At 62.4% G+C, this 21,360-nt stretch carries 17 protein-coding genes; 7 read left to right on the top strand and 10 right to left on the bottom strand.

Annotation, left to right across the window (positions count from 1 at the left end):
- Positions 1 to 68: 68 nt before the first annotated feature.
- The 7 genes from ACVWYF_RS09085 to ACVWYF_RS09055 all read left to right on the top strand — a co-directional run bounded on the left by ACVWYF_RS09085 (position 69) and on the right by ACVWYF_RS09055 (position 10,343).
- Positions 69 to 413: a cytochrome C oxidase subunit IV family protein gene (locus ACVWYF_RS09085; RefSeq protein ID WP_457066916.1), complete on the top strand. Its 345-nt coding sequence runs from the start codon at positions 69 to 71 to the stop codon at positions 411 to 413.
- Positions 414 to 416: 3 nt separating this feature from the next.
- Positions 417 to 1,091, top strand: coding sequence for an SCO family protein (locus ACVWYF_RS09080; protein WP_457066913.1), 675 nt, complete (start codon positions 417 to 419; stop codon positions 1,089 to 1,091).
- Complete coding sequence (locus ACVWYF_RS09075) at positions 1,075 to 1,650, top strand: DUF420 domain-containing protein (RefSeq protein WP_457066910.1); 576 nt, start codon at positions 1,075 to 1,077, stop codon at positions 1,648 to 1,650. The genes ACVWYF_RS09080 and ACVWYF_RS09075 overlap by 17 nt, the downstream gene beginning before the upstream one ends.
- 40 nt (positions 1,651 to 1,690) lie before the next feature.
- Positions 1,691 to 1,945: a hypothetical protein gene (locus tag ACVWYF_RS09070; protein WP_457066907.1), complete on the top strand. Its 255-nt coding sequence runs from the start codon at positions 1,691 to 1,693 to the stop codon at positions 1,943 to 1,945.
- A 104-nt stretch (positions 1,946 to 2,049) separates the two neighbouring features.
- A complete protein-coding gene (locus tag ACVWYF_RS09065; protein WP_457068211.1) occupies positions 2,050 to 2,343 on the top strand; it encodes a DUF983 domain-containing protein in 294 nt (97 codons plus the stop codon).
- 173 nt (positions 2,344 to 2,516) lie between these two features.
- Complete coding sequence (locus ACVWYF_RS09060) at positions 2,517 to 6,410, top strand: ATP-binding protein (RefSeq protein WP_457066904.1); 3,894 nt, start codon at positions 2,517 to 2,519, stop codon at positions 6,408 to 6,410.
- A 75-nt stretch (positions 6,411 to 6,485) separates the two neighbouring features.
- Complete coding sequence (locus ACVWYF_RS09055; RefSeq protein WP_457066902.1) at positions 6,486 to 10,343, top strand: hypothetical protein; 3,858 nt, start codon at positions 6,486 to 6,488, stop codon at positions 10,341 to 10,343.
- 10 nt (positions 10,344 to 10,353) lie between these two features.
- Here the strand turns inward: ACVWYF_RS09055 and ACVWYF_RS09050 are convergent, their stop codons facing one another.
- The 10 genes from ACVWYF_RS09050 to ACVWYF_RS09005 form a co-directional block, all read right to left on the bottom strand.
- The gene (locus ACVWYF_RS09050; RefSeq protein ID WP_457066899.1) at positions 10,354 to 10,968 is read right to left on the bottom strand and encodes a 3'-5' exonuclease; all 615 of its coding nucleotides are present in this window, start codon (positions 10,966 to 10,968) and stop codon (positions 10,354 to 10,356) included.
- 49 nt (positions 10,969 to 11,017) lie between these two features.
- The gene (locus ACVWYF_RS09045) at positions 11,018 to 12,499 is read right to left on the bottom strand and encodes a hypothetical protein (protein WP_457066896.1); all 1,482 of its coding nucleotides are present in this window, start codon (positions 12,497 to 12,499) and stop codon (positions 11,018 to 11,020) included.
- A 42-nt stretch (positions 12,500 to 12,541) separates the two neighbouring features.
- On the bottom strand, positions 12,542 to 14,602 hold the full coding sequence (locus ACVWYF_RS09040) for a beta-N-acetylhexosaminidase (protein ID WP_457066893.1): 2,061 nt from the start codon (positions 14,600 to 14,602) through the stop codon (positions 12,542 to 12,544).
- 131 nt (positions 14,603 to 14,733) lie between these two features.
- Positions 14,734 to 16,083, bottom strand: coding sequence for a DUF58 domain-containing protein (locus ACVWYF_RS09035; RefSeq protein ID WP_457066890.1), 1,350 nt, complete (start codon positions 16,081 to 16,083; stop codon positions 14,734 to 14,736).
- A 2-nt stretch (positions 16,084 to 16,085) separates the two neighbouring features.
- The gene (locus tag ACVWYF_RS09030; protein WP_457066887.1) at positions 16,086 to 16,631 is read right to left on the bottom strand and encodes an NADAR family protein; all 546 of its coding nucleotides are present in this window, start codon (positions 16,629 to 16,631) and stop codon (positions 16,086 to 16,088) included.
- 2 nt (positions 16,632 to 16,633) lie between these two features.
- Entirely contained in the window at positions 16,634 to 17,716 is a 1,083-nt protein-coding gene (locus ACVWYF_RS09025; protein WP_457066884.1) for an AAA family ATPase, read from the bottom strand.
- On the bottom strand, positions 17,717 to 17,980 hold the full coding sequence (locus ACVWYF_RS09020; RefSeq protein ID WP_457066881.1) for a hypothetical protein: 264 nt from the start codon (positions 17,978 to 17,980) through the stop codon (positions 17,717 to 17,719).
- A gap of 12 nt (positions 17,981 to 17,992) precedes the next feature.
- Entirely contained in the window at positions 17,993 to 19,519 is a 1,527-nt protein-coding gene (locus tag ACVWYF_RS09015; RefSeq protein WP_457066878.1) for a DUF4350 domain-containing protein, read from the bottom strand.
- A gap of 17 nt (positions 19,520 to 19,536) precedes the next feature.
- Positions 19,537 to 20,313, bottom strand: a complete 777-nt coding sequence (locus ACVWYF_RS09010) for a DUF4129 domain-containing protein (protein ID WP_457066875.1) — start codon at positions 20,311 to 20,313, stop codon at positions 19,537 to 19,539.
- A gap of 64 nt (positions 20,314 to 20,377) precedes the next feature.
- Positions 20,378 to 21,343, bottom strand: coding sequence for a hypothetical protein (locus ACVWYF_RS09005; protein WP_457066872.1), 966 nt, complete (start codon positions 21,341 to 21,343; stop codon positions 20,378 to 20,380).
- Positions 21,344 to 21,360: the final 17 nt, after the last annotated feature.

Here is a 21,360-nt window from a genome sequence, read left to right as displayed (position 1 = left end):
TTATGAATATGAGCGTGGCAACCGTCCCAACTCATCATTCATAATTCATCATTTATAATTCCCTCCCAATGGCTTCTCACGCAACTACTGAACACGCCCTCGCACCGGGCGAAATTGCCAAGCCGAACACCGCCTGGATTTGGCGGGTATTCGGCATTCTGGTGGGTATCACGGCCGTCGAATTCGTTTTTGTGTTCCTGATGCACCCGAGCACGCTACGCAACAGCATCTTCATCGTCCTCACGATTCTCAAAGCCTTCTTCATTGTGGGCGAGTTCATGCACCTCAAGCATGAAACCAAAGGCCTGATTTGGACCATCCTCGTGCCGGTATCGCTATTGATATGGCTGCTGGTAGCCCTGATTACCGAAGGCTCGTTCATCGGCGAAGTCCTGCAAAGCATGTTTAAATAGCAGATGCGGCCCCGCCAAACCCTTTTGCTGGGGCTGTTGCTATTGTTGCCGGTACTGGCCTTTTTGTTCCTATTCCGCTTCGGCTCCAACCGTTACGCGCTGCCAACTTACCTGCCCGACCGCGTGGATTCCACGCAGGTTGGCGGGGAATGGCAGCGCGATACTGTTTTCCACCAAATTGCACCGTTCCAGTTGCCGTCGTCAACCGGGCGGGAGGTGAGCAGCCTGGAATTAAGCAAGGGCCTATATATCGCCCAGTTTTTCGGCGCAGATGAAGCCAGTGCCCGCGTAGCCCGCCAATTGCTGCGGGTGCAGGAAAAATTTCGGCACGAGCCCCGCGTGCGCCTGGTCACTTTCGTGCTGAATGGTGACCCCAACAAGACCACCGTCCTCGCCAAACTGGCTGAGCAATACGGCACCATTGCTGGCAAATGGTTTTTCCTGACTGGGGCAGCCGATACCCTCAAGCGACTTACGCAGCAGGAATACCGCCTGATGGCAGACCCTAAGCGGCTGCCGGGGGCCGTGTACACGGCCAACATCCCCGCCGGCCGGTTGTTGTTGGTTGACAATCAGCGCCGGGTCCGGGGCATTTACGATGGCACCGATGGCCGCGAAATAGACCGCTTACTGACGGAAGTAACCGTGCAGCTTTACGATTATGAACACCCCCACTGAACAATTGCATCCCCCGGTAATGGCTCCCGGGGGCTATACGCGCTACAAAATTATCCTGGGTGGCTTGGGGATAGTGGTGCCGCTGCTGGTAGCGGTGCTGTTCTATTTCAAAGGGATTTTCAGGATTGAAGGGGCCGATGCCTACCTGCGCATGCTGCCGGCCGTAAATGCTGGCCTCAATTCGCTGACTGCCGTGGCATTGCTGGCAGGCTTTTATTTTATCCGGCAGAAAAATGTGCTGGCTCACCGTACGGCTATGGGTACCGCTTTCGCATTGGGCGGGCTGTTTCTGTTGTCTTACGTGGCATACCACTCGCAGGTAGAAAGCACGCATTTTGGCGGGGTTGGAGCTATTCGCACCATCTATTTCCTTCTGTTGCTCACCCATATCAGCCTGGCAGTGGTTACGGTGGGGCTGGTGCTGTTTACGCTGTATTTCGCGCTCACGGGCCAGTACACCAAACACAAGGCTATTGCGCGCTGGACGTTCCCGGTCTGGTTGTATGTGTCGGTGACGGGCGTTATCGTGTATTTCATGATTTCGCCGTATTATACCTGATACCAAGAAACTTTGCCTCAATTCTCGTGTTGATTTAGTTATGAAAAAGACATTTTTTGCTGCCGCTTTCGCCATGTTGCTGGGAGTGATGCTGAGCTTGGCCCCGCTGGCCGTTCAGGCGCAATGCTCGATGTGTAAGTCGCAGGTGGAAGCGGCCCGGCAGGAACGTGATGATTATGACGTAGCCGGCCTTAATAAGGGCATTTTATACATAATGACGGTTCCCTATATTTTAATGGGCGCAGTGGGTTACTTCTGGTATCGCCGCACGCACCCCAAGGCTGCCAAAGCATAGTGGAGCCGCCTGCCGGGGCTATTGCCTCAACGGCTGGGGCGCTACTGCAACTGCGGTGCCCACGTTGCCATACGGGCAAGCTATTCACGCATTCGGCCTTGAGCGTGAAGTTTATGGAGATGCCGGAAGCGTGCCCGGTATGCCGGCAAACGTATGAGCCGGAACCGGGCTTCTACTACGGCGCGATGTACATCAGTTCGGGCTTTTCGACGGGTATTCTGCTGGCAATAGGTTTTCTGCTGTTCTATCTGGCCCACGACCCGCCACTTTGGGTATACATTGTGACGGTAGGGGCCGCCGTGTTAGCCGTAACGCCGCTGTTGTTTCGCTACTCGCGTGCGGTAATGCTGTACGGATTTGGAGGGGCAAGTTTTAACCCACGCTATTTAAGCCGCTAGTTTTGAAAAGTTAAGCCTAATAAAAAATGCTGCCTCGGGGTGGCATTTTTTATTAGGCTTAACTTTTGCGGGTTGCGCAACCACCGGAAAATGCTAAGGCGTACGCCTGAATGCCTTTCCTTTGAGCCGGCTGGTTAGCTTAGCCAGATTTTTGACTCCGACAGCTTCTTTTTTTGCATCATACTTCTTCCCCTGTTTCATCTCGCGCATGGCACCGTCTGCCGTGGTTGTTGCTACTGGGGGCGGCGCTGTGTTTCGCGGGCGGCTACCTGGCCAGCCAGTATGCGCAGATACCCGGCGTGGTGCAGCGTACCGACGTGGCCCGCCTGCAACAATTGGTGCGTAGCGCCGAAGCCACCGCCCGCCGCGAAGCCGACACCGTCGCCGCCGAGCTACCGCGGGGCAATTACAGCTTTCAGAAGCTGATTGCGCAAACCACGTACCCCACCTACGTGCTGGAAAACGGGGCGTTGCGCTACTGGTCCGATGCAACCTTACGGCCCGAAGCTGAGGCTGCCAGCAAGGCATCTGAGCGACTGGTGGAAACATCGGTGGGCAGTTTCCTGCAACTGCGCCGCCGGGCGGGTCGCTATCTCATTTTGATTTATTTGCCGCTGGAGCGACACTACGACATCAGCAACCGGTACCTGCGGGAGGGGGGGGAGCAGGCGCTGTTCAGGGGCATGGAGCTACAGGTAGTGACCGATAGCGCCGCCCAAGGCCCGGCGCGGTTTGCAGCTTCTGACGGGCATTACCTGTTTTCTATCAGGCGCTTGCAGCCCAACCCGCTCACGGGGCAGTATGTGCCGCTGGGGCTGCTGGCACTGGGCAGCTTGCTGTATGCGGTGGGTTGGCTACTGCTGGCCTGGCGCTGGTGGCAGGCCGGGCGGGCCATTGCCGCCGTGGCCGCGCTGGTGCTGCCGCTGGTGGTGCTGCGGGCGCTGCTGCTGTATCTGGGCCTGCCGTATTCCTTCATCGAGTTGCCCTTGTTCGACCCGCGCGTGTATGCGGCGGCGTGGTGGGCACCCTCCCTGGGCGACTTGCTGCTTGATTCCTTACTTGTCCTACTGGTGGCTGTGGGGGGCGTGGCTTTATGGCGGCATTTTCAGGTGCCGCTCCGGGTGCGGGCACCGCACGCACCGAGCCGACAGATGATGGCGACAGTGGCGGTAGGAGGGGCTTTTTGTGCGTTGCTGGGGCTGTTGTTCAGCTATTACACCACCGTTTTCGGCAGCTCGCAGCTGAACCTAGATGTGAGCCGCAGTGTCCAGATTACCAGTTCCTGGGTGGTATTGGCGCTGGCGGTGTTGCTGCACACGGCGGCGTGGCTGGTGGGCCTGTTTGGCCTGACGCAGTTGGGCGGGGCGCTGCTGCAACAGGTGCCGCGCCGCCTGCTGCTGCTGGGGCCCGCTCTGGCGGCTTTGCTGGCGTTGGGGGCGGGGCTGGCTTTGGGAGAACCCTGGCTGCTGCTGGTCGGGGTCATCCTGCTATTTGCCGCGCTGGTGCGGGCCGTGAATTTGCGCGCTATGCCCATTACCGGCAACTACCAAGCCTCGGTGCTTTTGGTGCTGTTACTGGCGCTTACATCGGCCACCGGCGCGCTGGCGCTCTACGCACACTTTGAAAAGCAATTGCTGGTTGACAAGCAGCGCCTGGCCGGCAACTTGCTCGTGGATAACGATTTTCAGGGGGAGTACCTACTGAGCGAGCAGATGCACAAAATTGCGGTCGACCCGTTTGTGCGCCGGGCCCTCACCGCCGCTTTCGGGCGGCCCGAGGGCGTGCGCGAGCGCATTGCCCGGCAATACCTGAGTCACTATTTCGATAAGTACGAGAGCAACATCACCTTGTATGATGCGGCCGGCGACCCGATAGGAGCCGCGAAAGGCACGCCCAGCCTGCGGGAGGCCCGTGCGGTTACGGCGCGCAGTGCCACGCCCACGGGGCAGGCCGGGGTATTTCTGTTGCAGTCCGACAACCCGTTTGGCTCGCGGCGTTACGTGGCGCACATCACCGTGCCGGGGCAGCGCGTGAATGGCATTGGCCTGCCGCTGGGGGCCGTGCGGGTGGAGTTAACGCTCAAAAAGCTGACTTCCTACAGCGTGCTGCCGGAGCTGCTGGTGGACCAGAAGTTCTTCGAGCCCGGCCTGGCCACCGAACTCAGCTACGCGGGCTACAACCACGGCCGGCTGGTGTATAGCGAAGGTGATTTCGACTATGCCAACCGCCTGCCCACGGGGCTGCTGGCCGCGCCGCGCCTCTACACCACGGGCCTCACGCGCAAGGGATTCCAACACTTTGCGGTGCGGGGCTCCCTGGACCGGACGGTGGTGGTGACCACGGCCACGTATTCGGCCGGCGACTGGCTGGCTAATTTCTCGTTTCAGTTTCTGCTCTCGACGTTTTTCTGGTTGCTGCTGAGCGGCGCGGCGCTGCTGGTGCGCGGCCGGGCACTGCCCCGCCTCAACTTCAGCACGCGCATTCAGCTGCTGCTGAACGTGGGCATTGTGGTGCCGCTGCTGGTGGTGAGCGTGGCCACGGCCAGTCAGCTCATCGACTCGTACAAGCGCGACTTGGCCCGCACGTATGAGCGGCGCGGCCAGCTGGCCCTGGAAAGCCTGCGCCGGCAGCGCCACCTGCTGTCCGACAGCACCGCCCGGCCCACGCTGGCCGCGCTGGCCAAAAACGTGGCCGCCCTCACCGAAACCGACCTCAACCTCTACGATGCCCACGGTGAGCTGCTGGCCAGCAGCCAGCCCCTCATTTTCGATGCCGGGCTGCTGGGGCCGCTGGTGAACCCGCAGGCCATGGTGGCCCTGCGCGAGCGCAACCGGCCCCGCGCCCTGCTCACGGAGCGGGCGGGGTCGTTGTCGTTCAATTCGCTCTACCTGCCGGTGCGGGCCGGGGCGGGGGAGGCCGTGGCAACCGACCTGGCGGGCCACGCCCTGGGGCACGCCAAAGCCAACGGCTCCGCGAAGCAAGGGCCTGTTTACGCGGTGAATTCGGTGTATGACGACGATGACGGGTCGTCGGCCGATGAAATGGCCATGCCGACGGGGCCGATTCTGGGCTACGTGGGCATTCCGTTCTTCGACTCGGAAAAGGCGCTGAATACTAAGCTGACGGAGCTGTTTACCACGATTCTGAACATCTTCACGCTGATGTTTCTGTTGTTTCTGGGGCTGGCGTACGTGGCGGCGCGGCAGCTCACGGCTCCCCTCAAGCTCATCACCGAAAAGCTTACCCAAACCACGCTCACCGGCGAAAACGAGCTGCTGGACTACCGCAGCTCCGACGACGAGATTGGCCTGCTGGTGCGCGAGTACAATGCCATGCTCACCAAGCTGGAGGCCAGCAAGCGCGAGCTGGCGGCCCAGGAAAAGGAGGCGGCCTGGCGCGAAATGGCCCGGCAGGTGGCCCACGAAATCAAGAACCCGCTCACGCCCATGAAGCTGAGCCTGCAATTCCTGCAAAAAGCCATTGCCGAGCGCCGCCCTAACGCCGAGGAGCTCATCGGCCGCATCAGCCAGACGCTCATCACCCAAATCGACGTGCTGAGCGACATTGCCACCAGTTTCAGCACCTTCACCAACCTGCCCGCCATGCGCCCCGAGCGGCTGGACGTGGCCGCCGTGCTACGCCGCTGCGCCGGCCTGCACCAGCCCGATGCCGACGATGGCACCCTGGCCCTGCACCTGCCGCCCGATGCTGAAACCGGCCGCTACATGGTGTTTGCCGATGAAAACCTGCTGGTCCGCACTTTCAACAACCTGCTGATAAATGCCCGCCAGGCCGTGCCCGAAGGCCGCGCCCCGCACATCGACGTGTCGCTGGAAGCGCTGGATGGCAAGGGGGTACGGGTAGCCATTCGTGATAATGGCGCGGGCATTGCTGAGGACGTTCGCGAGAAGGTGTTCGTGCCTAATTTCACCACCAAGGCCAGCGGCTCGGGCATTGGGCTGGCGGTGGCCCGGCGCGGCATTGAGAGCGCCGGGGGTAAAATATGGTTTGAAACCGAAGTGGGAGTGGGGACGGACTTTTTTATCGAACTGCCGCTGGCTGGATAAAGCCACCCGAATGTCCCCGCCACGGCACGAAATCCCCGGTCCCTGTCGTTACCTGCCAACCCCGACCTTTACCACATGATTCGTCGCTTACGCCTGTGCTTCCCCCTGGTGGGTCTGCTCGTTGCGGCGCTGTTTTTTATGAATCGGCAGGCAAAGGCGCAGGCCCGGCCGGCCCGAACCGGCGAGGCCCCGCCGCCCAGCACCCGGCGCTGCCGCTGGGTGCGGCTGGCCCAGGGACGCGATACGACCAGCTTTGCGCTGCTGGATTCGCTCACGGTGGTGCCCTCGTCGGTGGTTATTAACGGGCGCGGTGCGGACTACGACGGGCGCACCGACCGCTACCGCTGGGTGCGCCCCGCGCCGCGCGACAGCAGCGGCGCGCCCCTGGCAGACTCCATTCTGGTGTGCTACCGGGTGCTGCCGCTGCGGCTCACGGCGGCCCGCTTCCGGCGGCCCCGCAGCCTGATGGACAGCCTGGGCTTCCGGCAGGTGATTTCGCGGTTCGAGGATTTCTCGGTGAAAGAGCAGATTCTGAATACGCCGGGCGTGAGCAAAACCGGGAATCTGAGCCGGGGCCTGAGCTTTGGCAATACCCAGAACGTGTTCGTGAACTCGGCCCTGAACCTGCAATTGGAAGGCCAGCTCGCGGAAAATATTCACCTCACGGCCGCCATCTCGGACCAGAACGTGCCGTTTCAGCCCGAGGGCAACACCCAGCAGCTCCAGCAGTTCGATAAAATCTACATCACCCTCACCAACCCCAACTGGAACCTGACGGCCGGCGACGTGGTGCTGCGCAACAAGCCCGACTACTTCCTGCGCTACTATAAAAACATTCAGGGCGCGGCCGTGGAGGCTAATTTTGGCCCGCCCATCGTGGGCTTAAGCGGTCTTGGGGCCACTCAGGGCGTGGCCAACGCAGTGTTTCTGAACGGTGTGGCCGGGCAGGTGCCGGGCGGCGGGGTGGCTGGGCCGTCGCCGGCCACACTCAACCCGCCAGCCATCAGCCAGCCCCAGCTGACCGACCCCAACCGGCAGGTGCCCGGCACCGGTGCGCCCCTAGTGGGCGACCAGGCCGGCCTGACCGGCACCACCGTGCGCAGTGCCGGGGTGCGCAAGGGGCTGGCGTGGCGCTCCTCGACCTCGATAGCGGGCGGGGTGGCGAAGGGCAAATTTGCCAGCATCGACGTGCTGCCCATTGAGAACGTGCAGGGGCCGTACCGGTTGAATGGGCCGAACGGCGAGCAGTTCATCATCGTGCTGGCCAACTCGGAGAAGGTGTACCTCGATGGCCGCCTGCAAAGCCGGGGCTTCGATGCCGACTACACCATCGACTACAACCTGGCCGAAGTCACGTTCACGCCGCGCCACCTCATTACCCGCAACTCGCGCATCAAGATTGATTTCGAGTATTCGGACCTCAACTATTCCCGCTCGCTGGTGGCCGCCAGCCACTACCAGCAGCTGGGCCGCCTGAGCGTACACGGCAACTTTTACCAGGAAGGCGACAACCCCGACAACGCCCCCAACCTCAACCTGAACGACACCCTGCGCGCCGACCTGCGCCGGGCCGGCAATGTGGCCGTGGCTACTGCCACCGGTGGCGATTCGGTGGCCTACGACCGCCGCATTGTGCAGTACCACCGCGACGTGCGGCTGGTGGGCAGCCAGCGTGTGCCGGTGTTCACCTACGTGGGGGTCGATGTGCCGATTGACTCGCTGCGCGGCTCCTATACGGTTCGGTTTACGGATGTGGGCCAGGGCAACGGTGATTATGTGCGTAGTACCAATCCACGCTTCCTCACCACCAACGGCACCGTGTACGAGTACCTGGGGCCGGGCCTGGGCCGCTACCGCCCGGTGCGCCTCATCCCCACGCCGCTGCTGAAACAGATGGTGACGGCCGGCCTCAGCTACCAAGTAGACAGCAGCACGACGGTATTCGTGGACGCCGCCCGCTCGCGCCTCGACCGCAACCGCTTCTCGCCGGCCAGCGACCAGGACGGGGCCATGCACGTCGGCTATGCGATGCAGGACCGCCGCCTGCCCGCCGCCCTGGCCACGGGCGTTTTGAAGAATTACCGCCTGCGCTCGACACTGGATTATGAATATACTGGCAAGCGTTTCGCGCCGATTGACCGCTACCGCGACATTGAGTTTGACCGGAACTGGAGTAACGTGAGTACCACGGTGGCCACCGGCACCACGCCCGTGGCGCGGGAGGACAATATCTTCAATTTCAGCGTGGGGGCCGATAAAGATGCGAACAACGGCGTGAACTACCGCCTGAGCCGCCGCTTCCGGCCGGGGGAGGTGAACGGGCTCCAGCACTGGCTGGACGCGGCCCAGAAAGTAGGCAACCTGGAAATGCGCGGCTCGCTGTTTCTGCTGAATTCGGATGCCGGGCGCTTCCATTCCAACTGGGCGCGGGGGGAGGCCACGGGTCGCTTCGTGGGCGGGCGCATCGTGCCCGGCTACGCCTATCGGTTCGATAAAAACCGCGTCACGTCGGCTACTACGGACACCATTCGTTCGGCTAACTATTTCGATGAGCACGACGTGTTTATCCAGAGCCGCGACTCGGCCCGCACCCAGTTCCGCCTCGACTACACCTACCGCCGCGACCAAACCCCCAACGCCGAGCAAAACGCCCTGCAACGGCGCGGCACCGCCCAAACCTGGCAGGGCACGCTGGCCTCGCGCCTCGGCAAAACCCAGGACATCCGGGTGCTGGGCACTTTCCGCGACCTCGACTCCCTGGGCCTGGCCCGCAACCGCACGGTGCTGGGGCAGGTATTCTACAACGCCGGCCTGCTGCAAAACCAGATTCGCTCCGAACTGAACTATAGCGTAGCTACCGGCCGCGAGCTGAAGCGCGACTACTCGTTTCTGGCCGTGCCGGCGGGGCAGGGCACGCACTACTACGCCGGCGACCTCAACGGCAACAACCGCGAGGACAAGGACGAATTTTTTGAGGCGCAAACGCCGGATGCGCAGTACCGCACCTATATCAAGGTCTACCTGCCCACCACCGACTACATCACCGCTTTCACCAACCGGCTGGCCTACCGCCTCACCACGGCAGCCCCGCGCGGCTGGCGCGAAGCCGGCGGCTGGCGAGCGGCGGCCTCGCGCTTTGCCACGCTCACCAGCATCACCGTGGACCGGCGCACCACCGACCCGTCGGTGCTCAAGCGCCTCAGCCCGTTCAGCTTCAACAAAGAAGATAACCAGTTGCTGGCCTTCAATCAGCTGTTTCGGAATACGCTGTATTTCAATCGGTCGAATCCCATATTCGGGGCGGAATTCACGGTGCAGCAGACCCAGCAAAAAACGCTATTGGCCCAGGGTTCCGACCTGCGCAACCTGACCACCCAGAGCATATTGCTGCGGCGCACGCTGGCCACGTCGTTCACGGGCCGCCTCACGGGCTCGCGCGACATCCGCGAATCGACCAGCAGCTACCTGCTGGCCCGCAACTACCGCCTGCTGATTTACACCGTCCAGCCCGAAATCAGCTACCAGCCCACGCCTTCCCTGCGCCTGACGGGCACCTACGCGCACACTTTCAAGCAGAACACGCTCGATGCGCCTCTGGCCACGCTGCCCACGCCCACCCCGGCCGAAACCCACCCCGGCCTCTTCGACGACCTGGGCCTCGAAGCCCGCCTGAGCCAGGTGAGCAAGCGGACTATTTCGGCGGCCACGCACTACACCCGCGTGCAGTTCGACGTGGACCCCGCCGCCCTCAACTCCGTGGTGGCCATCGAAATTCTCAACGCCCTGCGCCCCGGCAGCAACTTCACCTGGAACCTGAACGTGGAGCAGCGCCTCAGCAACGGCCTCAACATCACGCTGGCCTACGACGGCCGCAAAGCCAGCAACCTCAACACCGTACACACCGGCCGCATGCAGGTGGCCGTGCTGTTTTAGAACCGGAAACCTAGCGGGCCAGGGCCATGCGCTGCTTGGCCGCCCGCGCCGCCAGCCCGGCCGTGAGCTCGCGCTGCTTGAAGCACAGTGGCAAGGCCGTGCCCGAGCGGAAGGCCCGCACCGTGATTTCGGCGCAGGCGCGGGCGTCGCTCAGGGCATCGTGGTGGTTGAGGGGAATGCCGAACTGGCCGGCTACGTGGTCGAGCTTGTGGCGCTCGAAGTGGGGCCAGCATAGCTTGGCCAGCTTCACCGAGCACAGGGCGTGGAAGGCGGGAATGGGCAGGCCGAAATCGCGGCAGCTGTATTCGAGTACACTCACGTCGAAAGCCGAGTTATGGGCCGCTACGGGCTGCTGGTGCAGGTAGGGCAAGAGCTGGGGCCACACGTCGGCCAGGCTGGGGGCGTGGTGCAACTCGGCTTCTGAGATGCCGTGGACCTGCTGGTTGCGCCAGTCCACGCGCAGCACGCGAGGGCGCAGCAGGGTGGCGTAAGTTTCCACAATCTGGCCGCCGCGCACCCGCACCACGCCCACGGCGCAGGCACTTTCGCGCCGCTCGTTGGCAGTTTCAAAGTCGATGGCCGTGAAGTCGAGGTTGGCCAGCGCCCGGGTGATTTCTGCTTGCATAACAGGCAAGTTAGCCGCTATGGGGCTAATCTGAACTATTGGCCCGGGGTTATTGGGCGGCGGGTAGGGGTGGCGTGGCGGCATCACAGCACACGTCGGGTACCTCGAAGTAGCGCTCCATCACGCCGTTAATGTTGCCCGCGCAGCCCGGCGTGAGGTCAATATCAAACTCAATATCGGGGCCGAACTGGCGCAGCGGGGCCAGCACCCGGCCGTAGGAAAGGCGCAGCGGCGGCAGCGTAAGCTGGGGCGTACCAGCGCGGTGTGCCGCCCGCAGTGCGGTGAAGCGGACCTGCATCTGGGCATCAAAAGGCGCGGCGCTGGTGGCCAACTCCCGCCAGGCTTCGGGCACATGGCCGGCTCCGAATATGCCGATGAACAGCAGCAGTAGCAGCGCTTGAAGCGGTAGCTGCCAAGCCTTGCCCGCGCTGGCTGGACGCAGAAGCTGTTGGCCCACCAGCCACCCCAGCCCGGCCGTGGACAGCAGAAGCACCAGCAGAATCTCATTCTGAGCCCGGGGCAGCGGCGGCCCCACCACGAGCTGCCGGAACAGCAGGAAGCCGATAAAATTCAGCAGCCCAAACGCCAGCAATACCGCGCTCCACTGCCGACGGGTAAGGTGCATAATAAATTGGTTATTAATTGCTTGTCGGTGGCCAATCCACAGCCCAACGGCCCCGGCGGCCAGCACACTTAGCGCAATCAGCGGCTTGCTGAGAAATAGTGCCATCGAATAAGCGGCGCGGGGGGCCAGCACCAGCCAGCGGTAGGCGTGATAGGGGTCGGAGGGCGGGGCCATGGCAGCCACGCGCGCCCAATTGCCGGGGGCCGCCGCTGCCAGCGCCGTGGCCGCCGCCCCGATGCCGAGCCATAGCAGCAGCTTGGGCCGGGCCGCTTTCGGCAGCACGAAGCCCAGTAGCGCCAGTACGGGTACGGTCTGCACCAGCGTCAGCTCGTTGCCGGTGAGGGCCAGCACCAGCGGCAGGCAGGCCAGGCCCGCGTTGCGCCACCGCGCACGGGGCGGCCCCCAGCCCGCCCGCAAAGCCAGCGCCGTGAAGTTCAGCAGGCCCATCAGCGGCAGCTGGTAGGCCACAATGCCGCAGAACCAATACAGGAACGAGAACGGCGAGGGCGCGGCGTTGCAGAACAGCGCCAGCAGCAGTCCCGCTACCCACAAGGCCTGGCCCCAGGAGCAAGCCCGGCGCAAAGCCGTGTGCCACCCCGCCCGCAGCAAATGCGCCAAGCTGGCCCACTGCCCCAGAAAAATAACGGCCGCCACTACTTTCACACCGTTCAGCCAACCGTAGGCCACCGGGTTGAGCACCGTCATAATGAAGGTGGTGGTGAAGCGCCCGGTCCAGGTTTGAAACAGCCACAGCTGTACGCCCCAGGTGCCGTGCTCCCGCATCCAGTAGCCGTTGCGGAAATCGTCGAAAAACGGCTGGTTGAACGCGGTAAGCAGCAGGAAGGGAGCCAGGGCCAGCAGCAAAGCCAGACGGAGCAAGTACAGACGCAACGTAGATTTTGGCAAAGTCGGGAGGTGTAGAGATGCAAAGATGCGTCCCTACATCGGTCAAAGGCCCGCCAGCTTGCGGGCGGCTTTCACCACGGCCAGCTCGGCCTGGCCGGCGGGGGCCTGCGCGGCATCCAGCGTGGTGCGGGTGGCGGCCAGCCAGGCCAGGGAAGGGGCCTGACCGGTTTGCAGCTGCGTGAGGCGCTCCAGCACCACGGTTGCCACGGCCGCGAGGCGGGTGGAGAGCGGGCCGTACTCGGTCAGGCTTGGGTTGGCGGCCAGCAGGGGTTGGAGCAGTACGTCATTGGCCTGCCAGCGCACAGCCTGGACGCGCAATGTGGCCAGCTGGCGCAGCGAGGCGGGCAGCCAGTTGGGCGTAGCGGGCTTGAACGCCACCACGCTATCCACCCGCTCGGCGAAGCGGCGCGCCACTTCCGACTCGGCCGGGGCGGCATCCACCAGGCGGTTCAGTACGCTGGAAGTGGTGTAGTTATAGCCTTGAAAATGACGCTTGTACTCCTTCACTGGCTCAATAACATCGGCCAGGTTGCGCAGTGGAGCCACGTTGCTGGTGCCGGCCATTTGCTTCAGCAATAGTTCTGGCACCCGGCGGTGGCGCAGGCCCAGCGTTTCGAGTTGGGGCGAAAGCAGGTTCAGCCGGCGGTACATATTGGCCACGCTCTGGGTAGCGGCCTGGGGCGACCACAGCCGCTCGGCCACAGCCGCCGCCCGGGGCCAGATGCGCGAATCGAGCACCGTCGAATCGGCGTATTCAGCCCACATCGCCGCCTCGCCGCCCAGCACCAGCTTTTGCTCGGCGGGCGTGAGGGGTGTGTCGGCCGGTAACGGGTCAGTGAGGTAGGAGCTGGCCGCGCTGAAATTCAAATCCAGGTAATAGCCATTTGAAAGCAGCACCGGGTGGCCCAGCCGGGCGGCCTCATTCAGACCTTTTTTCCCGCGCCAGCTTTGGATGACGGCCTCCTTCGGCAGGTCGGGGCCAAGGATTTCATCCCAGCCAATCATCGTTTTGCCGTGCTGTTGCAGCATCGCCATTACGCGTAGGTTAAAATAGGTTTGCAGCTGGTGCTTGTCCACGGTTTTGCCGTCGGCTTTCACCATTTTGTGGGCCTGCATCCAGGCCACGATGCGTGGGGTGCGCCGCCAGTTGCGGCCATCGTTCTCGTCGCCGCCGGCGTGGAAATAGGGGTCCGGAAATAGCCCAGTCATCTCTGTCAGCAGCGAATCCAGAAAGGTGTAAGTGGTTTCGCGTGTGGCGTCGATGGCCACGTTGGTGGTGCGCCAACTCGTGTAGGGCGCGTACACCGAGTCGTTGGAAGCTAGGCGCGGGTAGGCCACAATCCAGCTCGTTGTGTGGCTGGGCATGTCGAATTCCGGCACCACCCGGATGCCGCGCGCCGCCGCGTAGGCCACCACCTCGCGCACTTCGGCCTGGGTGTAAAAAAGTCCATCGGTGCTGCCCACGGTCTGCAAACGCGGAAAAACCTTGCTCTCGATGCGAAAGCCCTGGTCGTCGGTGAGGTGCCAGTGTAGCACGTTCAGCTTCACGGCGGCCATGCCATCGAGGTTGCGCTTGATGACGGCCACGGGCATAAAGTGCCGCGCCGCGTCAATCAGCAGCCCGCGCCAGGCAAAGCGCGGCTGGTCCTGGATGTCCACCTCGGGCAGGTAGCGGCCTTTTTTATCGGTGCGCGGCAGCTGCTCCAGCGTGGCCAGCGCCCGCAGCACGCCCAGGCTGGTAGCGGCGTCGATGCTCACGCCCATTGGCGTCACGCGCAGCGAGTACCGCTCCTCGTCAAACAGCTCGGGCCGGCCCACGCGCCCGTAGCGGATTTGCAGGATGGCCGGGCCAATAACCTTGGTGCCCGGCGACAGGCGGCCGATGGTACGGCCCACCGCGTCTGCCACCGCCGCGTCCACGGTGGCTGGCAGCAGCGGTTTCAACGCGGCTTTCAGCGGCAGGCGGCCCTGGCCGTAGCTGGCTTCGGCGGGCAGCGGCAGCAGCGTGTAGGCAGTTTGGGCCACCGCCGGGCGTGTCATCAGCCCCAACATTATCATCAGCCATTTGGCGCATGTGCTCACCGCATTTCCAGCCTTCTGCATCGTGTTCAGTTAAAAGTGAATGCCCCGCCGCCTACAAATAGTCGTCCACAACCGGAGGCCAGCGCAAGTTAAAATCCGTGAACCGAAGGACAGCGAAGCTGAATCCGCTTGAATCCGAGCGAATTCGTGGTCTATATCAGGCCCCGGGCTTTGAATTCCAGGTACTTGTTGATGGTGTTCGCCGTTAAGTCCTTCGGCGCGGTCAGGAGCGAATAAATGCCGTAGCGCTGCAATTCGAGCACAATCTGGCGTTTTTCCTGAGCAAATTTCTCGGCGATGGTCTGGTTATACACGTCCTCCGTAGTGGCTGCCGGGGCTTCCAAAAAGGCCCGCAGCTCGGTGTTCTCGAAGAATACGACCAGCAGCAGATGGTCCTTGGCCAGGCGGCGCAGGTAAGGCAACTGGCGCTGCATGCCGTGCAGCGTCTCGAAGTTGGTGAACAGAATCAGCAGGCTGCGTTGCTTGATTTTGGCCCGCACCGTGGCGTACAGCAGCTCGAAATCGGTTTCGAGGTACTTGGTTTTCTGGCGGTAGAGGATTTCGAGCAGCTTCAGCAGGTGGCCGGGGCGGCGGTCGGCGGCCAGCGCGGCCCCGGGGCGGTTCGAGAAGGTGAGCAGGCCGGCCTTGTCGTGCTTGAGTAGGGCAATGTTGCTGACCACCAGCGTGGCGTTGATGGCGTAGTCGAGCAGGCTCAGGCCGTCGAACGGCATCCGCATCACCCGGCCCTTGTCAATGAGGCAGTACACCTGTTGGGCCCGCTCGTCTTGGAAGTGATTCACTACCAGTGCATCAGATGCCCCGGTGCCGGCGCGGCGGGCGGTGGCTTTCCAGTTCATGCTGCGCGGGTCGTCGCCGGGCACGTAGGGCCGGATTTGCTCAAATTCCATGCTGTGGCCCACGCGCCGGATGCGTTTCACGCCCACCTCCGTGAGGCGGTTGTGGATGGCCAGCAGCTCATACTGCCGCATTTGCAGAAACGACGGGTAAACCGGCACCATCTTGCCCTGCGCGTAGCGAAACCGCCGCCGCACCAGCCCCAGCGGCGAGGCGGCGTAAATATTCAGCGCCCCAAACTCGTACTCGCCGCGCTTGACGGGCCGCAGCTGGTAGTCGATAATTTGCGTTTCGCCGGGACGAATGGCGGTTTTGAACAGCACGTCGCGCCGCTGAAACTGGTGCGGAATCTCGTCAATCGTCTCCGTCTGAATAGGGAAACGGTAGCGGTTTTCGAGGTAAATCCGCACGTCGTTGTCCGAGCCGTTGGCCAGCTTCTCGCCCAGCACCCGCCGCCCGAAAACCGGCGCAGTCTGGCCCTTGGCTGGTGCGTACAGCAGTAGCGCATCAAGCAGCGCCAGCACCACGAACATGCCCAGCGCGATTTTCATCGGCCCTAACAGCCAGGGCAGAAAAAAGGCCACCACAAAGCCGCTGGCAATTGCGGCCAGCGTTTGGAAGAAGCGGGGAGTGAGGAATAGGGTCATGATTAGCGCAATTTGTCCCGCACTTCCATCAGAGCAAAGCCCAGTAGGTTAGGCCCCAGCCAGTGGGCGGGGTTAGCGGCATCAGCTGAGTCGGCGGCCAGCCCGATGCCGCAGATGGTGTCCACCGGGCTGGCTTCGACCAGCACCCGGTCGTTGGTAGAAAGCAGGAATTTCACCAGCTCCGAATGCTGCCTGAATTTGTGCCGGTTGCCGGCTATCACGATGCCGACCTTTTGCGCTTCCCATCTCTCAGGCTCGAAACCCTGGATTTCACGGCCCAGCTTTTTGGCTTCAGCCGGGCTTTTGGCCGCTAGAATCTGGACTGCTATTTCATCATTATTGAACAGCCGCGCCTTTTCGGCCATCATCCAATGCTCGGTTGAACGGTAAGTTATGCCGGCCACTACAAAATCGGCCAGCCACCATTGGCTTAGGCAGGATTTCGTGATGGTGCCATCCTTACTGGGCTGATTACCCCAGAAGAATAGGTGCTTAACCTTGGTGTCCTGCGCCAACTGTTCAAGCAGCCATTCAGTTGAATATTTCATGCTTACCGCGGCACTTCCACACTCTGGATAATTTGCTTCACCACCTCATCCGGCGTGCTGCCTTCCATCTCGCGTTCTGGCGTGAGCATGATGCGGTGGCGCAGCACGCTGGGGGCCAGAAACTGCACGTCCTCGGGCGTCACAAAGTCACGGCCGCGCAGGGCGGCCAAGGCTTTGGCACCATTCAGCAGGGCCAGCGAGGCGCGGGGCGACGCGCCCAAGTACAGCGACTTGTGCGCCCGCGTCTGGCCCACCAGCTTGGCGATGTATTCGAGGATATTGGCCTCTACGCGCTGCTGGCGCACCTGTTGGCGAAGCTGGGCCAGGTCGGTGGCGCTGAGGATAGGCTGCACGGCTTCCAGGTTGGTGCTGCCCTGGCCGCCGTGGTGGCCGGTCAGAATCTGCACTTCCTCGGCCAGGGTGGGGTAGCCTACGTGCAGCTTGAAGAGGAACCGGTCGAGCTGGGCCTCGGGCAGGCGGTAGGTGCCTTCCTGCTCGATGGGGTTTTGGGTGGCCAGCACCAGGAAGGGCTCCTGCATGGCGTAGGTGGTGCCGTCCTGGGTCACGGTGCGCTCCTCCATCACCTCAAAAAGGGCGGATTGCGTCTTGGCCGGCGCGCGATTGATTTCATCAATCAGCACCACACTGGCGAAAATGGGGCCGGGTCGAAACTCGAAATCGGCCTTGTTTTGCCGGAATACGGAGGTGCCCAGCACGTCGGAAGGCATCAAATCGGGGGTGAACTGGATGCGGCTGAACGGTACTTCCAGGGTGCGGGCCAGCAGCTTGGCCATGAGGGTTTTGGCCACGCCGGGCACACCTTCGAGCAGGACGTGGCCATCGGCCAGCACGGCCGTCAGCAGCAATTCCAGCAACTCGGTCTGGCCGACGATGATTTTGCCGATTTCCGTCCGGATGGCGGCGGTCTGGGCCGTGAGGCGGGCGAAATCGGTGCGCGGGGCAAAGGCTGCTTCCGGCGAGGTAGCGGAGGTTTCAGCGGTTTCGGTAGGCACCGGAGCCGCCGTAGTTTCGGGCGATGCCAGGGCGGACGATTGGGGAGTCAGGTCGAGGTTTTCGGGTTCCATCTACAAAGTGCTGGCGTAGCCAAGTAAAGTCTGAGCGGTTTCGTCGTCGGCGCAGGCGGTGCACAGGGCGGCGTGAATTTTAACGGCATACTCGTCGGAGACGAGGTGCTTGTGGTAAAGCGTGAGGTCTTGCAGAAGTTCGGCCAGCATGTGCCAGTCGAGGTCGGCCAGCAGTGCTTTTTCATCTGCCAGGCCCTGCTTATTGAACCGTCGGTAATCCCAGCGGTACTTGATGAGGATGGCGAGCTTGGACGTGGTGAGCATGGCGGGCATTGATTAGCGGCGGGCTTCGCGTTTAAAATCAGTCAGCGCCCGGCTTAATTGCAGCAATTGCTGGTCATTCATCTGCGGAGCGGTGCGGGCGAAATTCACCAGCCGCAACAGCTCATCGACCCGCTTTCGGGCGAGGCCCGACTTCTGGCTGAGCCGCTCCCGAAAGTCCTCATCACCAAAATCCGGGCCCGTTTCCTGAAAGCGGGTGCGCAGGTAATCCATAAACAGCCCGACTTTTTTCTCCGCAATCAGGGCGTGGCTGCTGCCCTGGCGGTAGAGGCTGGCCACCGTGCGCGTAAACAGCAGCGTAGTATTGGGCAAGGCCTTGAACGTAGGGATGATGCGCTGCCGCCGCCGCGCCTCCACCAGCACAAATAATATCCCGCCGATGATGAGCAAGTACCAGGCCGTGTTCAGTGCTTCGTGGCCGCTCACAAGGCGCAGCAGCGACTGGTTGCCCAGGCGGCCCTGCTTCTGGTATTCGTCCCACCACGTAGGCCGGGCGGGCAGGTAGGAGAGGGCCGTGGCCGCCAACTGGCTGCTGGCCGGCCGCAACACAAACTGGTTGGTGAAGGCAATGGGCACTGAGCACAAGTAAACGTGACCGCGCCCATAGTCCAGGCACACGAACACGGGCCGGCCCTGCGCATCGGTGGCCAGGGCACGGCCTACACGGCCCGAATCCACTACGAAGCGCACGTTGGCATCGCCGCCCGGCAGGTGGTAGCGCGGGCCGGCCAGGGCGGGGTTGGTGAAGCGCACCGCCACCGAATCGGGCACGGGCAGGCCGCGCGGGCCGGCGTGGGTGGGCAGCTTCACCACGCGGGTACGCACGCCCAGCGTATCGAGCAGCGCGCTGGTGGAATCGCCAAAATTCTCGGCTACGATGAACACGTCGTTGCCATTGGCGATGAAGCGCAGCAGGGCGTGCGCATCGGCCTTGCCCGCCTCGAATTCGGTGTTCACAAACAGGTAGTTGGCGCGGGCGTGGCGCAGGTGGTCGGCTACCCAATCGTGTTCCGGCTCAACTTCCTCTTCAGCTGAACTTTCGGTCGGAGTAGCGCTGTCCGTGGCCGCAGATTCATCCGCCTCAGCGGCTTCTTCCGAAGAGGTGGGCGTGCTGGCTGAAGCCGTGGCATCGGAATCGGTTTCAGAATCCGAATCCGGCACAGAAGAAATTGCTTCTGAAGCGGTGGAGTCGGATTCAATAGTTGTGGCCGAGCCGGAAGCAGGCTCCGAGCGGGCTTCGGTGGTAATGGTGCGCGACTGCGATTCGGCCAGCGCATCGGTTACTTCCAGCGAGAGGCCGGTGAGCTGGTTGTAGATGGGCAGGCGCGTGGTCTGGACGGAATCGGTGCCGAGCAGACGGGGCAGTTGGTCGTATAGCACGTAGGTGCCGTAGGGAATCTTGTCCTTATTAACGAGTGTCGGGGTCCAGTCCACCGGTTTGGGCCGGTAGTATTCCAGCGCCACGTAGGCCCCAAACAGGGCCAGCAAACCCAGCAGATACCAGCGGAAATTTGAGGTCATGAGATAGGAAAATTAACTCAGGCGGCGCGACGGGCGGCGGCACCGCTCACCAGCGTTTGGAAAGTACGCTGCCCGGCGCGCACCCGCTCGTACAGCGGTCCTGATAGCGCCAGCTCGCCGTACCACACAAACTCAAACTGCCGGGTGATTTCACGGAAATCGTGCCGGATTGAACCAGCGGGCGGTAATTCGGCCAGGTAGGCGTGGTTGGTTTTATCAGCTTGCCAGTTAATGAGGCCCCGGTCCGACAATGTTTTTAGCAGTTGCAGATAGCCCAGGCGCACGGCCAGCCGCCAGTTGCCGGCCGCCTCGGCCTCGGCCAGACGGCTGGTAAAATCCACTTCGTGAATATTCTCGGCGGCGGTGTCGTAGGCCAGCGGCCCGCGCCGGGGCGAGCGGCCCAGCATGGCCGTGAAGTCGATTTGCAGCAGCTTGAGCACCACGAACACGCCCGCCCCCAGAAACAGCGCGTAGAACACCCAGCGCCAGAAGTGACCGTAGCTGCGGCTGTTCAGCCACTCCATAATCGTCTGCCACACCCGTCCCCAGAACAGGCTCCAGGTGCTTTGCTCAGCGCGGGTGGCCGGCTCCACGTACTGAAACTCGCGCTGCCCGCGCAGTTCCCGCAGGCGGGCGGCATCGGGGCGGCGCAGGCGCGGGGCCGGGCCGGCATCGGGCGGGAGGGGGCGGGTGGCGGCGGGCCGTTCGGGGGCGTCGGGCAGGGCCGCCCGGGCCGGCGCAATCAGCACCAGTAGCAGCAGCAATGCCCGAAACCAAGAAGAAAAAGCAGCCAAAGCTATAGGGAAGAAGGACGGATTTTTAACAAATGCGCAAGCGCGGCTACTGCCGAAAATAACGCTAGTATTCGCCTTCGTCGTCGGGCCGGTAGTCGGTGTTGCGCACGGCTGATGGGGCTTGGCCAAGCTGGCTCACCATGTTGCGCAGGCCTACGCCGTCGTGACGCTCCACCAGGTTAAAATATTGGAAGGCAAGTGCCAACAGTAGCGGTGGATAGATGAGCAGATTGAAAAAGCCCGTAAGCGCCGAGGTGATGACGGTGAACAGGCCCAGGGAGCTGCTGGCGTCGTCGGTCCGGAGGAAGCCAACCTGCTTCGCCGCGAAATACGATATGCCGCCCAACACGCTGCCCACCACGGCTATTACAATACCCAGCGCAAACGACATCACCACAATCAGTCCGAAGGTGGACCACCACTTGCCCCGCACCAGCTGCAGGCAGCGGCGGCAAGTGGCCACAAACCCCGTGCCTTCCACCACTTTCGTGATATAAAACAAGCTGAAGGCTACCGAGAGGTAGATGCCGGGAAAGCCCAGCAGGAAAAAGCCAATAATTATCAGCACCAGCAAGCCGAAATACGACAGGTACGAGCCGATAAAATCACCTTTCACCACTTCCCACACCTGCCCCACGGTAATGGGCTCGGCCGAGGGCATGGGCCGCAGGCAGCACCGCACGTAGGCGTACACGGTGAGCACCAGAAACATGACGAAAATGCCGCTGACAGCCACGTTTACCCAATAAATGGGCGACTGATACATTCCGTTGAGCATTGTCAGCTGCTGCAGCTTGCTCACGCCGGTACCGGTTACGTGCAGGGCTTGGGCAAATATCTGCTTTTGGAGCAGCGCCGTCACGATGCCCTGCAAAATGGCCACTGGCAGCACCAGATAGAGCATGGCTTGGCCCAGCCCCCGCCAATGCGCACCAATGAATTCAAACGCCGCCGAAAACTTTTGGCCGAAATCCCGCTGCTGACGGAAATCTGATTCCTGGGCGAAGCGCAGGGTAGTACGTGGAAGCATAAAGGGAAAAGAAAGGT

The organism is Hymenobacter sp. UYAg731 (assembly GCF_054061335.1).
Note: the sequence above shows the minus strand (reverse complement) of the source record. Positions and strands in the feature narration are given on the sequence as shown.